The sequence below is a fragment of the Amycolatopsis sp. genome (assembly GCF_035276945.1).
GTDB lineage: Bacteria > Actinomycetota > Actinomycetes > Mycobacteriales > Pseudonocardiaceae > Amycolatopsis_E.
Genome location: NZ_DATELF010000023.1, coordinates 1 through 15,280 on the forward strand (window position 1 = coordinate 1; position 15,280 = coordinate 15,280).

13 protein-coding genes and 1 pseudogene are annotated in these 15,280 nt (G+C 70.2%); 7 read left to right on the top strand and 7 right to left on the bottom strand.

The window, feature by feature from the left end:
- From VJT49_RS03025 to VJT49_RS03040, 4 genes and pseudogenes are all read left to right on the top strand, one after another.
- Nucleotides 1-375 (top strand): annotated as a pseudogene (locus VJT49_RS03025) (anti-sigma factor); the annotation flags it as partial.
- 34 nt (nt 376-409) lie between these two features.
- On the top strand, nt 410-1,081 hold the full coding sequence (locus VJT49_RS03030; protein ID WP_324163087.1) for a response regulator transcription factor: 672 nt from the start codon (nt 410-412) through the stop codon (nt 1,079-1,081).
- A 57-nt stretch (nt 1,082-1,138) separates the two neighbouring features.
- Complete coding sequence (locus VJT49_RS03035; protein ID WP_324163089.1) at nt 1,139-2,257, top strand: sensor histidine kinase; 1,119 nt, start codon at nt 1,139-1,141, stop codon at nt 2,255-2,257.
- A gap of 246 nt (nt 2,258-2,503) precedes the next feature.
- Entirely contained in the window at nt 2,504-2,668 is a 165-nt protein-coding gene (locus VJT49_RS03040; RefSeq protein WP_324163091.1) for a hypothetical protein, read from the top strand.
- A gap of 424 nt (nt 2,669-3,092) precedes the next feature.
- Here VJT49_RS03040 and VJT49_RS03045 read toward each other — a convergent pair whose 3' ends face one another.
- The 6 genes from VJT49_RS03045 to VJT49_RS03070 form a co-directional block, all read right to left on the bottom strand.
- Nucleotides 3,093-5,201 carry a 3-hydroxyacyl-CoA dehydrogenase NAD-binding domain-containing protein gene (locus VJT49_RS03045; protein ID WP_324163092.1) on the bottom strand — a complete coding sequence of 703 codons (2,109 nt, stop codon included), beginning with the start codon at nt 5,199-5,201 and terminating at the stop codon, nt 3,093-3,095.
- Complete coding sequence (locus tag VJT49_RS03050; RefSeq protein WP_324163110.1) at nt 5,198-6,391, bottom strand: thiolase family protein; 1,194 nt, start codon at nt 6,389-6,391, stop codon at nt 5,198-5,200. Before VJT49_RS03050 ends, VJT49_RS03045 begins: the two co-directional genes overlap by 4 nt.
- A 184-nt stretch (nt 6,392-6,575) precedes the next feature.
- Complete coding sequence (locus VJT49_RS03055; RefSeq protein ID WP_324163094.1) at nt 6,576-7,790, bottom strand: ribonuclease D; 1,215 nt, start codon at nt 7,788-7,790, stop codon at nt 6,576-6,578.
- A gap of 93 nt (nt 7,791-7,883) precedes the next feature.
- Nucleotides 7,884-8,537: a response regulator gene (locus VJT49_RS03060; protein WP_208025732.1), complete on the bottom strand. Its 654-nt coding sequence runs from the start codon at nt 8,535-8,537 to the stop codon at nt 7,884-7,886.
- Between the two features lie 400 nt (nt 8,538-8,937).
- Nucleotides 8,938-9,552, bottom strand: a complete 615-nt coding sequence (locus VJT49_RS03065) for a type 1 glutamine amidotransferase family protein (RefSeq protein WP_324163098.1) — start codon at nt 9,550-9,552, stop codon at nt 8,938-8,940.
- 81 nt (nt 9,553-9,633) lie between these two features.
- On the bottom strand, nt 9,634-10,191 hold the full coding sequence (locus VJT49_RS03070) for a DUF3000 domain-containing protein (RefSeq protein ID WP_324163101.1): 558 nt from the start codon (nt 10,189-10,191) through the stop codon (nt 9,634-9,636).
- A gap of 102 nt (nt 10,192-10,293) precedes the next feature.
- Here VJT49_RS03070 and hemE point away from each other — a divergent pair, with 102 nt between their 5' ends.
- Genes hemE through hemQ form a run of 3 tightly spaced genes read left to right on the top strand, consistent with a single transcriptional unit; the run spans nt 10,294 to nt 13,434 of the window.
- Complete coding sequence (gene hemE / locus VJT49_RS03075; protein WP_324163102.1) at nt 10,294-11,358, top strand: uroporphyrinogen decarboxylase; 1,065 nt, start codon at nt 10,294-10,296, stop codon at nt 11,356-11,358.
- Nucleotides 11,358-12,734: a protoporphyrinogen oxidase gene (gene hemG, locus VJT49_RS03080; RefSeq protein ID WP_324163105.1), complete on the top strand. Its 1,377-nt coding sequence runs from the start codon at nt 11,358-11,360 to the stop codon at nt 12,732-12,734. Before hemE ends, hemG begins: the two co-directional genes overlap by 1 nt.
- Nucleotides 12,735-12,741: 7 nt before the next feature.
- Nucleotides 12,742-13,434 carry a hydrogen peroxide-dependent heme synthase gene (gene hemQ / locus VJT49_RS03085; RefSeq protein ID WP_324163106.1) on the top strand — a complete coding sequence of 231 codons (693 nt, stop codon included), beginning with the start codon at nt 12,742-12,744 and terminating at the stop codon, nt 13,432-13,434.
- A 375-nt stretch (nt 13,435-13,809) separates the two neighbouring features.
- Here the strand turns inward: hemQ and VJT49_RS03090 are convergent, their stop codons facing one another.
- Nucleotides 13,810-15,036, bottom strand: a complete 1,227-nt coding sequence (locus VJT49_RS03090) for a helix-turn-helix transcriptional regulator (RefSeq protein ID WP_324163108.1) — start codon at nt 15,034-15,036, stop codon at nt 13,810-13,812.
- Between the last annotated feature and the right edge of the window lie 244 nt (nt 15,037-15,280).

Below are 15,280 nucleotides of genomic sequence, written 5' to 3' on the forward strand. Positions count from 1 at the left end.
GCCGCGCTGGCGGCCGGCGGCGCGGCGGTCGGCCGCGTCACGGCGGGTACGAACGCACTGTCCCCGGGCACGAAGACCATGTCGTACACCGACTCGGCCACGGGCGCGTCGATGAAGGTCTCCGTGCAACCGGCCGCGGGCTGGGTGCGGTTGAGCGCGGATGTCAAGGGCATACCCAAGGGAGAGAAATGCCGGATGTTTGTCGTTTCCCGGGAAGGCGCGCGGGAGGAGGCGGGCAGCTGGCTCGTCTCGGAGAGCGGGGAGACGAGCGGAACCACGCTCGACGGCTCGGCCCTGATCGCCCCGGACGACGTCGCGCAGGTCGAGGTGGAGAACTTCGACGGCAAGCACTACGTTGGGGTGGATCTCTCATAACTGGCTCTCAGGAATCTGTGGCACGGTGATTGACGTGCGAGTTCTGGTGGTCGAGGACGAGGAACCGCTGGCCGACGCGATCGCGCGCGGGCTGCGCCGTGAGGGTATGGCGGTCGATGTCGCCCTCAACGGCGACGACGGGCACGAGAAGGCGAGCATCACCCGGTACGACGTGGTGCTGCTCGACCGCGACCTGCCCGGGATGTCCGGCGACGAACTGTGCAAGGAGATCGTCGGCTCCGGCGAGCTGACCAGGGTCCTCATGCTGACCGCGAGCGGCACGGTGTCCGATCGCGTGGCCGGCCTGTCGCTCGGGGCGGACGACTACCTGTCCAAGCCGTTCGCGTTCCCGGAACTGGTCGCGCGGGTGCGCGCGCTCGGCCGCCGGGCCACCCCGGCCGCGCCGCCGCTGCTCACCGCCGGTGACGTCGAACTCGATCCGGCGCGGCGTACCGTGCGCCGGGCGGGCGGGCCGGTCGAGCTGACCCGCAAGGAGTTCGGCGTGCTGGAGGTGCTGCTGTCGGCGAAGGGCGCCGTGGTCAGCAGCGAGGAACTGCTGGAACGGGTCTGGGACGAGAACGCCGACCCGTTCACCACCACCGTCCGGGTCACCGTGATGACACTGCGCAAGAAGCTCGGCGAGCCCGGAATCATCGAAACCGTGGTGGGATCCGGGTACCGCGTGCCCGGCGCGGGAGCCGAGTAACCGGGCGCGCAGAATCGGCGGGTGAGTGTACGTAACCACCACAGGCTTCGTGACGGAGTGAGCCGCAGAAGCCTGCGGGCGCGGATCACCCTGCTCGCGACCGGGCTGGCGGCCGGGGTCAGCATCGTGCTCATGTGGCTCGCCTGGACCCTGGTCGGGGATGCGGTCGCGGCAGTGCCGCAGTTGCCGCCGGGGACACCCGTCCAGGTGGACGGCGTCGAGGTGGACGCCTCGGCGCTGACCGCGCACCTGCAGCAGTACGCGCGCGACAAGCTGTTGCTGGCCGGGTCGATCGCGTTCTGCTGCGTCATCGTCGCGACCGCGATCCTGGCCTGGACTTTCACCTCGCGGGTGCTGCGCCCGCTGCGCGAGATCACCGGCACCGCCCGGCGGCTTTCCGTGGAGTCGCTGGGGGAGCGGATCGGCGACGTCGACGCGCGCGGGGAACTCGCCGAACTGGCGCACACCTTCGACGCGATGCTCGACCGGCTGCAAGCCGCTTTCGAGGCACAGCGGCACTTCGTCGCCAACGCCAGCCATGAGCTGCGCACTCCGCTGTCGGTGATCCGCACCGAACTCGACGTTACGCTCTCCGATCCGCACGCCGACCTCACGGAGTTGAGGCGAATGGGCGTGGTGGTGCGGGACGCCACCGAGCGCGCCGGACAGCTGGTGGGCTCGCTGCTGCTGCTCGCCCGCACCGACGGGGCCGGGCTCGCGGTGAACGAGCGGGCCGACCTGGCGGCGGTGGTCGCCACAGCCTGGCGGGCCGTGCGCGGCGAAGCCGACCAGCACGGCATCCGCGCCGAGTTTCGCTGCGCACCGGCCCCGGTGCGAGGCGACCCCGCACTGCTCGAACGGATCGCCGGGAACCTCCTGGAGAACGCTGTGCGGCACAATACCGAGCGCGGCTGGATCGAGGTCCTGACGGAGGTGCGCTCCGGCTGGTCGACCCTGCGGGTGCGGTCCTCGGGAGCGCTGGTGGACCCGGCGATCGTGAACGAGCTGTTCGAGCCCTTCCGCCGCGCGGGCGTGGCCCGCACGGCGCGGACGGGCGCGGGCCTCGGCCTGTCGATCGTGCGCGCCGCCGTCGAGGCCCACGGCGGCCGTGTCACCGCGGAACCCGTCGTCGGCGGCGGCCTCTCCGTCACCGTCCGGCTCCCCACCGTCCCCTGACCGCTTGCGAGTTGCCCTTTCTCGCCGCGCGAGTCGGCCTTTCGCAACGGCCGAGTCGGTGTTTCGCAACGGCCGAGTCGGTGTTTCGCAACGGCCGAGTCGGTGTTTCGCAACGGCCGAGTCGGTGTTTCGTAACGGGCGAGTCGGTGTTTCGCGGCGGCCGAGTTGCCTTTTCACTGCCCACTGCCCACTGCCCACTGCCCACTGGCCACTGCGTACGGGTGGTCGCGCGGTTATGGTGCCGTCATGGTTCCCGCGATCGAGCTGAACAACGGCGTCCACATGCCCAGGCTTGGTCTCGGCGTCTACAAGATCCCGGATGACGAGGTGGAACGCGCGGTGCACATCACGTTCGAGTCGGGTTACCGCAGCGCGGGCGGGCAAGCCGAGAAACCTGAAGATCACAGGTGAGGACCAGCCCATGGTCGCTCCCGGCATTGGTCGCGATGATCCGGTTCACACCTCCTTGGGATCGGAAACCCGGGGATCCCAGTACAAGGTTTCGCCGCGGATGCCGTCGGCGGCCATGTCCAGGTCGATCGGAGCGAGGCGTGCGTGTCGGTCAGCTCGGTCGACAGGATCACAGCCGTCACCGCGCCGGCAGCGTCGACGGTCAGGGCATCCGGGTCGAGGCCCTGGTTGGCCTTTGTGAAACGGAGCCGGAACCGGCGAGCGCAGACTCGCCAAGACTTTCGCCGAGCGTTTTTGGTAACCGCCTCGGCCATCGGCCCGCGCACTTTCAGCGCGGGCCTATCGAGGCGTGGTGTGTGACCGGCAAGCGGTGAAGGCCGTCATCGGGTGCCCTAATTCCCTGATGACGGCCTTCACGCTGTGGTCAGGCGGGAACCGAGGCGATGCCAGGGGCCAGGAACGGTTTGCCGTTGACCTTTTCGGAGACGCCGGTGCGGTCGAGGTACGGGGTGATGCCGCCGAGCCAGAACGGCCAGCCGGCACCGAGCAGCAGGCACAGGTCGATGTCCTGCGCCTCGGCGACCACGCCTTCGTCCAGCATGATCCCGATTTCCTCGGCGATGGCGGCCAGCGCGCGCCGGCGTACCTCCCCCTCGGTGGACGGCTTGTCCCCGCGCTCCCACAGTCGCGCGACCTCGGCGTCCACCGACGGCTTGCCCGAGGCGTCCCACTGCCACACGGCGGTCTTGCCGGACTTCACGAACCGCCGCAGGTTCTCGCTCAGGACGAACCGGTCGGGGAACGCCGCGTGCAGCGTTTCGCCGACGTGCAGCGCGATCGCCGGGCCGACCAGTTGCATCAGGGTCAGCGGCGACATCGGCAGCCCGAGCGGTTCCAGCGCCCGGTCGGCGACCTCGAACGGTGTGCCCTCGTCGACCGAGGTCAGCACCTCGCCGAGGAACCGCAGCAGCAGCCGGTTCACCACGAACGCGGGCGCGTCCTTGACCAGCACGCAGGATTTCTTCAGCTGCTTGCCGACCGCGAACGCGGTGGCCAGCGATGCGTCGTCGGTCTTGTCGCCGCGCACGATCTCCAGCAGCGGCAGCACGGCCACCGGGTTGAAGAAGTGAAAGCCGACGACCCGTTCGGGATGCGTCAGCTTCGACGCCATCTCGCTGACCGACAACGACGAGGTGTTGGTGGCGAGAATCGCCTCGGGCGAGACATGGGATTCCAGCTCGCCGAACACCTGCTGCTTGAGGCTCATCTCCTCGAACACGGCTTCGATCACGAAGTCGGCGTCGGCGAAGGCGGCCTTGTCGAGCGAACCGGTGACCAGCGCCTTCAGCCGGTTGGCCTGGTCAGGTGAAATCCGCTTCCGGCTCAGTAGCTTGTCCAGCTCACCGTGCACATAGGACACACCCTTGTCGATGCGTGCCTGGTCGACGTCGGTCAGCACGACCGGCACCATCAGCCTGCGCACGAACAGCAGCGCGAGCTGGCTCGCCATCAGCCCCGCGCCGACCACGCCGACCTTGTTCACCTTGCGTGCCAACGATTTGTCGGGCGCTCCCGCCGGCCGCTTCGCCCGCTTGTTGACCAGGTTGAACGAGTACAGCCCGGCGCGCAGCGTGTCGCTCACCAGTAGTTCGGCCAGTGCATCGGTCTCCGCGGCGTAGCCGGTGCCGAGGTCGGTGGTGCGGGCCAGTTCGAGCAGCTCGACGGCCTTGGTCGCACCCGGCGACGCGCCGTGCGTCTTTCCGTCCACAATGGATTTGGCGCGGGCGATCGCGGCGTCCCACGCCTCGCCCCGGTCGATCTCCCGCCGGGCAGGGGTGACCTCACCGCGCACCACCTTCACCAGCCAGGCGAGGGACCGCTCGAGGAAGTCGGCCGAACCGAGCACCTCGTCCACGATCCCGAGCCCGGCGGTCTTGGCCACGTCGAGCATCTTGTTCTGGTTCAGCGCGTTCTCGATGATCACGGTCACCGCGGCGTCCGGCCCGATCAGGTTCGGCAGCAACTGCGTGCCGCCCCAGCCGGGGAACAGGCCGAGGAACACTTCGGGGAACGCGATCGCGGCCGTGTTCTCCGACAGCGTCCGGTAGTGGCAGGACAGCGCGAGTTCGAGCCCGCCGCCCATCACAGCGCCGTTGACGAAGGCGAAGGTAGGGATCGCGGACTCGGTGAGCCTGCGGAACACCGAGTGCCCGGTTTCGGCGATCTGGTGCGCCAGCAACGGCTCCGAAATCGCTTCCACACCGGAAAGGTCCGCGCCGACCGCGAAGACGAACGGTTTGCCGGTCACCGCGATCGCCGCCGGCTGGGCCGCGAACGCCTCGTCCAGCGCGGCGTTCAGGCTGACCAGGCCCTGCGGGCCGAAGGTGGACGGCCGGGTGTGGTCGTGCCCGTTGTCCAAAGTGATCAGTGCGACCGGCTTGTCCAGCCCGGGCACCGAAATCAGCCGCGTCACCGCCCGTGTCACGACCTCGTCGGGAAAGGCGGCCCTGGCCTGCTCAACGGTGAAAGTCACTTCGTGCTCCCGTGGTGATTCGGGTTCTCCCAGATGACGGTGCCGCCCATGCCGATTCCGATGCACATGGTGGTCATGCCGTAGCGCACCTCGGGATGCTCGGCGAACTGCCGGGACAGCTGCGTCATCAGCCGCACGCCCGAGGAGGCCAGCGGGTGGCCACAGGCGATCGCGCCGCCCCAGGGGTTGACCCGCGGGTCGTCCGCGTCGATGCCGAAGTGGTCGAGGAAGGCCAGCACCTGCACGGCGAACGCCTCGTTGATCTCGAACAGTCCGATGTCCGAAATGGACAGTCCGGTGCGCGCCAGCACCTTTTCCGTGGCGGGCAGCGGACCGATGCCCATCACCTCCGGCTCGACGCCGGCGAAGGCATAGCCGACCAGCCGCATGGCGACCGGCAGGCCGAGTTCGTGGGCAATCTCCTCGTCGGCGAGGATCGCGCCCGTGGCACCGTCGTTCAGGCCCGCGGAATTGCCCGCGGTGACCCGGCCGTGCGGGCGGAACGGTGTTTTGAGGTTCGCCAGGGCCTCCACCGTGGTGCCCGGCCGCGGCGGCTCGTCCTCGGTGGCCAGGCCCCAGCCCAGCTCGGGGTGGCGGGTCGCGACCGGCACCAGTTCGGGGCCGATCTTGCCCGCCTTGACCGCGTCGGCGTAGCGCTCCTGGCTCCGCGCGGCGTAGGCGTCCGCGCGCTGCTTGGTGATCGCGGGGAAGCGGTCGTGCACGTTCTCCGCGGTCTGGCCCATCACCAGCGCGGTAGGATCGACCAGCTTGTCGGCGATGATCCGCGGGTTGGGGTCCACGCCCTCGCCCATCGGGTGGCGGCCCATGTGCTCGACGCCGCCCGCGATCGCGATGTCGTAGGCGCCGAACCCGATGCCGCTCGCGACCGAGGTCACCGCGGTCATCGCGCCCGCGCACATCCGGTCCACGGCGAAGCCGGGCACGGACTTGGGCAGCCCGGCCAGCAGCGCGGCGGTCCGGCCGATGGTCAGGCCCTGGTCGCCGGTCTGGGTGGTGGCGGCGATGGCGACGTCGTCGACGCGCTCGGGGGGCAGTTCGGGATGGCGGCGCAGCAACTCGCGGATCACCTTGACAACGAGGTCGTCGGCCCGGGTGTTGGCGTAGATGCCCTTGTCGCCCGCCTTGCCGAACGGGGTGCGCACGCCTTCCACGAAGGCCACGGTGCGCACCGCACGGGAGGTGGCTGCCGCCAGGGGTGTTGCGGCCACGGTCGCTCCTCACAAGTTCTGGGACTTACCCCTAGCACCATAGCCTTTGTTACCCGTGGGTAACCAGCCCTCGGCCCCGGTCGAGTGGCCCACGCCACCTTTCGGTGACCGGATGGCGACAACCCGTGTCTTCGGAAAGGGCCTGTCAGCCTTTCGCGGTGGTGCGGAGTGCTTCGGCCAGCTCCGGTGCCGTCAGCTCGACCTGCCAGGGCCGGGCGCCACCGGCGCGCAGCACCTCCGCCACGCCGTCCACGGAGCGGTCCTCGGGGGGACGCCAGCAGGTGCGCCGGACGAGGTCGGGGAGCAGGAGGTTCTCCACCGGAAGCTGGCGATGCTCGGCGACCTTGGTGAGTGCGGTGCGGGCGGCCGCCAGGCGCGCCGCCGCGTCGGGGTCCTTGTCGGCCCAGCGATTGGCCGGGGGCGGGCCGTCGTTCGGTTGTGACGGGTTGGGCAGTTCCTCGCGGGGTAACGTCCGCGCGGCCTGGAGGTGCCGGAACCAGTTCGCCGTGTAGCGGCGCTGGACCCGGCCGCTGAACACCGGCAGTGCCTGCAGCTCGGCGATGGTGCGCGGATCGGCGAGGACGGCGTTGACGATCGCGCTGTCCGGCAGCACCCGGCTCGGTGCCCGGTCGCGCTTGCGGGCCAGTTCGTCCCGCGCCTCCCAGAGCGCCCGTACGGCCGCCAGACCGCGCGCGGTGCGTACCTTGTGGATTCCCGAGGTGCGGCGCCACGGTTCGGCCCGCGGGCCCGGCTGCGGGGCGTTCCGCACCGCCTCGAACTCCTGGCGCGCCCACTCGAGCTTGCCCTGCGCGTCCAGTTCGGCCTCGAGTTTCTCGCGCAGGGGGACCAGCAGTTCGACATCGAGGGCCGCATAGTTGAGCCAGTCCACCGGCAGTGGTCGCCGGGACCAGTCGGCCGCACTGTGCCCCTTTTCCAGCTGGTAGCCGAGCAGGCGTTCCACAAGCGTGCCGAGCGCCACCCGGTCGTAGCCGGCCAGCCTGCCCGCCAGTTCGGTGTCGAACAGGCTCGCGGGGGCCAGATCCAGCTCGGCCAGGCACGGCAAGTCCTGCGAGGCCGCGTGCAGCACCCATTCCAGGCCGTTGAGGACACGCTGAAGCGGCCCGAGGTCGTCGGCCAGGGCGATCGGGTCGAGCAGCACCGTGCCGGCGCCCTCGCGCCGGAGCTGGACCAGGTACGCCTTGGGCCAGTACCGGTAGCCCGAGGCGCGCTCGGTGTCCACCGCGACGGCACCGGTGCCGGCCTCGAGTTTCTCGCAGGCCAGCGCCAGCTCCGTTGGATCGGCGATGACCGGGGGCGTCCCTTCGGACGGCTCCCGGAGCAGGATGGGCTCCTGGGTCACCCCGGTGCCTTGATCTGCGGCTTCCACAGCGGTCAACCCTACGGGACGGGCACATCGCGCCCGGTGCGCCCGTCCCCGGGCGTTACGCCGAAGTCAGCGGATCACGCCTGCCCGCATCGCCAGCGCTACCATCTGTGCCCGGTCCCCGGTGCCGAGCTTGCGCCCGATACGGGACAGGTGCGACTTCACGGTGAGCGCGGAGAGGCTGAGCTCCTCGCCGATTTCCTTGTTGGACTGGCCGTCCGCGACCAGCTGGAGAACCTCCACCTCGCGGGCGGACAGTTCGCGCGGAGTGTTGTCGGTGCCCGGGACGCGGGTACCGGTGGCCAGCACCGGAGCCACGCTCGGGTCCGCGTACACACCGCCCTCGAGCACCCTGCGCACGCCGTCCGTCACCACCATCGGCGACGCGGACTTGAGCAGGTATGCCTGGGCACCAGCCTGGAACGCCGAGCGAACCGCGTACGGGTCGTCCGACGAGGCGAGTACCACGATCCGAGGCCAGCCGTGGTTACGGAGCTCCGTGACCAGCTCGATACCGCTGCCGTCGGGCAGGCCGAGATCGAGGATGGCCAGGTCGCACGGACCCGTCGCGGTCGCCCGCGCCCTCGCCTCGGCCACCGAGGCAGCCTCGTGTACTGTGCCCGCTCCCATTTGAGCGAGCCGTGCGGCAATCGCCTCCCTTAGCAGCGGGTGGTCATCGACCACCAGCACGGAAAACAGCTCTTCCCGCGGGTGCGGAACCATGCTCGCCGGCAACGCGCCGGCTGGCGTGGATCTGACGGCCTGAGATAAGCCGACGGCAGCCACGTCACTACCTCCCTGGAGTCGGTCGTGCCCCCCGACCGGCACCGGGACTTTCGGCCAATCAGCCGCGCCAGCTCTAGACCGAAAGTGGTGTCGTCGAAGGGCACTCTAGCCGCACTAGGGGGTCTTCGGGGGGATCGAACAAGTATCTATCCCGATCGAGTAATGATTATGTCGTGTTGTTGTAACACGATCGGGTTAATATCCTGCCAGTGGCTAACAGACCGCGTAGCGTGCACGATAATGAAGGGTTTGTGACCCGGCGGGTGCGCGTGCATACGGACCGTGCATCTGCCCACTGCACTCTAGTCGGCCCCAGTCGCGCCGGGTAGTGGGGCCATCAGCTCGACGTAGGCATACCCTCCGCGGGCTTGGCGTGCAGCCGGTACCAGGCCTCCAGGGAGGCCGGAGCGAGTACACCGAGCCGTGCGAGCGCTTCCCTGGCGAACTCCAGCGGCGCCGAGCCGCTGGCCGTGATCAGGTCGCCGTCCGTCACCGCGGGCTCCGGCACGAAGTGCCCGGCCCCAGCGTAGCCATGGCACATGGCCCGCAACGCACCGAGATTGTTGCTGGTGTGCCGCCGTTCGTCGAGCATTCCCGCGTTGGCGAGCGCCAGCGTCGCTCCGCAGATGGCCGCGACCGGCACGCCCGCGGCCAGGAACTCGGCCGCCTTGGCCGGCACCGGGTCGTGCAGCGGCTCCAGCCAGGTGTTCCCGCCGGGCAGGATGAGGATCGCCGCGTCCTGGGGCCTGATCTCGTCGATGGGGACCTCGGGCCTGACGCGCAGCCCGCCCATGGTGGTGACCGGCTCGGTGGTGAGTCCGGCCGTGCGCACGGGTATTCGCGTGTCCGGCCGGGCGAAGTACCGGCCGCTGTTGAGTTCCGCGGTCAGAAACCCCGGTTCCCAGTCGGCGAGGGTGTCCAGGACGTAGAGGTAGGCGGTCTTGCCGGTCATGAAGGCTCCTTCGGTCGCTGTGCACTCAAGCTACGAGCGACCACCGACGATTTTCGTTCGCTCGTCGGCGGCGAGAGCCTGCTAGGACGTCTGCCGGAAAAGAGTTACCCCGACCGGTGGCAATCCCGCCACGCTGGACATGAGCTGCAGGAACGCCTCGCCGTGGGGCCGCAGGTTGGCGTCGGTCGGGGTCCAGGACGCGCGGAGCTCCAGGTCGTCGGTGCGGACCGGCCCGGAGATTTCGCCGAAACGGGCCGAGGAGGTTTCCGTGACCGTGCCACCGAGCGCCGTCCACGACGCGCCGGAGGTCTCCAGGGCGTCGGTCAGCCACGACCAGCCGACCGCGGGCAGGAACGGGTCGCTGGCCAGCTCACGGTCGAGTTCGGCACGCACGTAGACCACCAGCCGGAACACGCCCTTCCAACCCTCGTGGCCTTCGGGGTCGTGCAGCAGCACCAGCCTTCCGCTGGCCAGCACGTCGGCCGGTCCGGTGGCCTCGCAGCCGAGCGCGTACGCCCACGGGGCGAGGCGTTGGGGTGCGCGCACGCTCTCCAGGCTCACCTCCGGCCTCGGCCGGACGGCTTGTAGCGCCGCGACGGCTTCACGGAACAACTCGGGCGCATGCGTCATCGCGGTCACACGACCGACTGTAAGACTCGAACGGCACTTACCCGGGGTAGACACACCGACGGAAACGCGTCACATGCCCTCGCCGGCCCGGTGCCTTCGGATGGTGGCACGATGTGGACGATGTCCACTACAGCCCGCGACCTGTCCGGCGCGCCCTTCCTGGTCGCCGTCCGGGGTGGTCGGCCCACCCGGTTGCCGGTGTGGTTCATGCGCCAGGCCGGTCGTTCCCTGCCTGAGTATCGCGCGATCCGCGAAGGCGTGCCGATGCTCAAGGCCTGTTTCGATCCCGAGACGCTCGCGGAGATCACCTTGCAGCCGGTGCGGCGGCACGGGGTCGACGCGGCCATCCTGTTCAGCGACATCGTGGTGCCCCTGTACGCGGCGGGTGTCGACATCGACATCGTCCCGGGGACCGGTCCGGTGGCGGCCGCCCCGGTGCGCGACGCCGGTGCCGTCGCCGCGCTGCCCCGGCTCGAGCCCGGGCAGGTGGGTCCGGTGGCGCAGGGAGTACGGCTGCTGGTGGAACGGCTCGGCGACACCCCGCTGATCGGGTTCGCCGGGGCGCCGTTCACTCTCGCGTCCTACCTCATCGAGGGTGGGCCGAGCCGCAACTACGAGCACACCAAGGCGCTCATGCACTCGGAGCCGGAGCTCTGGCACGAACTGGCCGGGCGGCTGGCCGACGTTGCGCTGACCTTCCTGCGCGCGCAGCTGGACGCCGGTGTGGACGCGGTGCAGTTGTTCGATTCGTGGGCCGGCGCGCTGTCGCTGCGCGAGTACCGCGAGTTCGTGCTGCCGCATTCGGCCACCGTGCTGGGTGGCCTCGCGGACTACGGCGTGCCCCGGATCCACTTCGGTGTCGGCACCGGTGAACTGCTGCCCGCGATGCGGGAAGCGGGCGCCGACGTCGTCGGCGTCGACTGGCGGATCCCGCTGGACGAGGCGGTGCGCAGGCTCACCGCGGCCGGCGAACCGCCGCCCGTGGTGCAGGGCAACCTGGATCCGGCTCTGCTGCGCGCCTCCTGGCCGGTGCTCGAGGCCGAGGTACGCCGGGTGGCCGGGGAAGGGCGGGCCGCCGCCGGACATGTCTTCAACCTCGGGCACGGGGTGTTGCCGGGCACCGACCCCGACGTGCTCACCCGGGTGGTCGAGCTGGTGCACGGGCTGGAGCCGTGATGGCCAGGCGCGTCGCGGTGATCGGTGGAGGCGTTTCCGGGCTCGCCGCCGCCTACCGCCTACGCACTCTTCTCGGTGACGCCGCGACCATCACGGTGCTCGAATCGACCGGATCGCTGGGCGGGAAGCTCCGCACGGCCGAACTCGCCGGCCGCCGTTACGACGTCGGCGCCGAGGCGTTTCTCGCACGCAGGCCGGAAGCCATCGCCTTGATCGAGGAGATCGGGCTCGCCGGGGAGCTGACCCACCCGACCGCCGCGCGCTCGACCGTGCGCGCGGGAGGTCGGAGGGTCGCTCTGCCCGGCGGCACTCTGATGGGTGTCCCGGGCTCCGTGGGTGCGGTGGCCGACGTGCTGTCCGACGCCGGGCGTGCCACCGTCGCGGCCGAAGGAGACCTGCCACCGGTGTCGCTCGGTGGCGAGGACGTCGCGCTGGGCCCGCTGCTGCGCGAACGGTTCGGGGACGAGCTGGTCGACCGGCTGGTGGATCCGCTGCTCGGCGGCGTGTACGCGGGTGGCTCCGACAGCCTCGGCCTGCGTGCGACCGTCCCCGCGCTGGCGTCCGCGCTCGACAAGGGCGCGGGTTCGCTGACCTCCGCGGCGGCGTCGCTGCTGCCCGCGTCGCCGAGCCGAGCACCGGTTTTCGGGACCCTGACCAGCGGTCTCGGCACGCTGGTCGACCGGCTGGTGGAGCTGGCGAAACCCGACATCCGGCTGGACGCGCCCGTGCGCGCGCTGCACCGGTTGCCGACCGGGTGGCGGCTGGAGGCCGGGCCTGACGTCCTGGAAGCGGACTCCGTCGTGCTCGCGGTGCCCGCGCCGGCCGCCCGCAGGCTGCTGGAGGGGGTCGCTCCGGACGCCTCCGCGGCCCTCGGCGAGGTCGAGCTGGCCTCGATGGCGGTCGTCGCGCTGGCGTTGCCGCCGGGCACCGAGCTGCCGGATGCCTCCGGGGTGCTGATCGCGGCCGGGGAGCGGCACGCCGACGGCACGCCGTTCGCCGCCAAGGCGTTCACCTTCTCCAGCCGGAAATGGTCGCATTTGGACGGTGGGCCGGTGTTCGTGCGCGGCTCGGTGGGGCGGTTCGGCGAGCCCGGCGCGCTCCGCGCCGCCGACGAGGAGCTGGTGCGCCTGGTGCGCGCCGACCTGGCCGAGCTCACCGGGATCACCGCGGAACCGGTGGATGTGCTGGTCACCCGGTGGGGTGGCGGGCTGCCGCAGTACGGGGTGGGGCACCTGGACCTCGTCGGCCGGGTCGAGCGTGCGGTGGCCGCGGTGCCCGGGCTGGCGATCACCGGTGCGGTGCTGCACGGGGTCGGCGTGCCGGCGTGCGTCGCCACCGCCGACGCGGCAGCGGCCCGGATCGCCGGAGTGCCATGATGGAGTCATGGCGCGCTTGAACTACAACGAGCTCAACGACACCATTCGCTACACCGCCTGGTCGGTCTTCCGGGTCGAGCCGGGCAGGCTCCCCGACGATCGTGGCGCCGCCGCCCGCGAGACCAGCGAGTACCTCGACGCGCTGGAGGGCAAGGGGGTCGTGGTTCGCGGCGTGTACGACCTCGCCGGGCTGCGCGCCGACGCCGACTTCATGATCTGGTGGCACGCCGAGGAGGTCGAGCAGGTGCAGGCCGCCTACACCGGGTTCCGCCGCACGCCGCTGGGCCGGGCGTCGACGCCGGTCTGGAGCCAGTTCGCGCTGCACCGGCCCGCCGAGTTCAACAAGAGCCACGTGCCGGCGTTCCTGGCGGGCGAGCCGGCACGCAAGTACGTCTGCGTGTACCCGTTCGTACGGTCCTACGAGTGGTATCTGCTGCCGGACGACGAGCGCCGCAAGATGCTCGCCGACCACGGCAAGGAGGCTCGCGGCTACCCGGACGTGCGGGCCAACACCGTGGCTTCGTTCGCGCTCGGCGACTACGAGTGGATCCTCGCCTTCGAGGCGGACGAGCTGCACCGGATCGTCGACCTCATGCGGCACCTGCGGGCGACCGAGGCGCGGCGGCACGTGCGCGAAGAGATCCCCTTCTACACCGGTACCAAGGTCCCGCCCGCGGAACTGATCGCCAACCTTCCTTAGCGCTAGAACAGCGCTAAAGGCGACGATTCAGATTCGTGACGTCCTCGACGAGGACTGTGCCGCGATACGTAAAGCGGCGGCGGAGGGGTAAGTCCCCGCAGGCCTACATGAAGGAACAGATGAGCGTGACAGCGCGCCAGGCGCGGAAAAGGCCGCGATCGAAACGGTACGTGACGCGCTGGCGAGGGACGCTGGCACAGGGGTGACGACGGAGAGCATCCTCGCGGATCTTGATGCCCTCCGCGGACATCGGCCAGGTGAGGAACGCCCGTGAGCGAAGCCATGGTCGACGCCTCGACCTCCCGTTACTGGAGGTGACGCTAGGAAGATCCCGGTGTGGCAAGGGGTACAGGTTGTATCCCTCACCCGTTAGGGCTACGCGGCCAGGAGGCCAACGCGCTGACAGAGGTCTTGCACGTCGTCGCGAAGCCCGGTCGGCGGGCGCTTCCCCAGCTCGATCAGCATTTCACGGGCGAACCCGTTGTACCGGATCGTTTCCCGCGCCGTGCGTTCCGAACGATTCAGCAGTGCCCACACAGCGGGCAGCTCGCCACGCTGGTGATGCGCTCGCGCGATCTCGATCAGGTGCCGACTCCGACGTGCCAGTGATGTGATCGCCTGCGGGTCGAAACCGTCTGCTGCCTGAAGTGCTTCACCGGGTCGCCGCAGCTCAACTCCGATGGTGGTCGCGTGTGCACCCATGACCGGGATCGAGAACGAGGTCTGTACGTGCCGGTACTCCGCGCCGAGGTGGCGCGCGGTTGTGTCGGCGCGCTCCAGATGCGTCCACGCCTCGCCGTGGCGTCCGCGGCGTGCGTTGACGTAGGCGATCTCGGCTTCGAGCGCTCCGGAGATCCCTCGCCAGTCGTCGGGGGCGCCGTCGAGGTGCGGCTCCAGTTGGCGGATCGCGTCGCTGGCAAGCGCGATCGCTTCTTCCCACCGACCGGCGTCGCGGAGCGCCTGCACCATGGCCCACGCACCGCCCGCGATGGCGTAGGGATCGTCGGCCTCTTGCGCTTCGGTCAGCGCCCGGTCGGCGACCATCCACACAAGTTCCGGGGCTGGCTGGTAGGCGACATAGAAGTCAGCGAGCCGGTAGACGCCGGCGAGGACACGGCGAGCGTCGCGACGTTCCTCGCGGGGGCTGAGCCGGGCGGCCAGCTGAGCGTCACGGATCAGACCTGGCAAGAGCGCGCCGAGCTGCGTCCGGTGATCTGGTGTGGAGTGCCGAACCTGCCACGCCTGATCCAGCCTGATCGCCAGATGCTCAACGTTCGAGGGCGTCGCGGCCGGCGTGACCCGGTACTCGGTGAGCGCGGCCTGCACCGCCGACAGCGCGATGTGCCGCTCCCCGGCGAACACCTGCACCGGTACCGCGAAACCGTTGCCGGTCAGCGTCGCCAGGTCGTCGAGGTTGAGCGCTTGCGCGATCTTGAGCAGCATGCCCAGCCGGGGAACCTGCAAGCGGCCGGTCTCGACCGCCTTGAGCCACTCGGCGGACCGGCCCACCAGCCCGGCGAGTACCGGGCGGGACATGCCGGCGCGCTGGCGTTCCCGTTGGATGCGTCTGCCGACAGGCAGGTCTGGCTCCGGTTGCGACATGATCGCATCCCCTTCGCGGTGTTCTCTTCGCAGAGACCCCCGGCCCGTCGACCGGGGGCAACAATCCTCCGCGAAGAGGTACACACCAGGATAGCGCTCAGGTGCAGTACCACCCGATCGTGACCGCCGAGGCATTCAGCACGGCCAGCGCCACGAAGCACACCCAGGACGCGACCAGCAGGCGCCGCAGCCGGCGCCTCCCGGTTCACCCCGACACCTCCGCCAGCAGCGCGCCAGGGCGGCC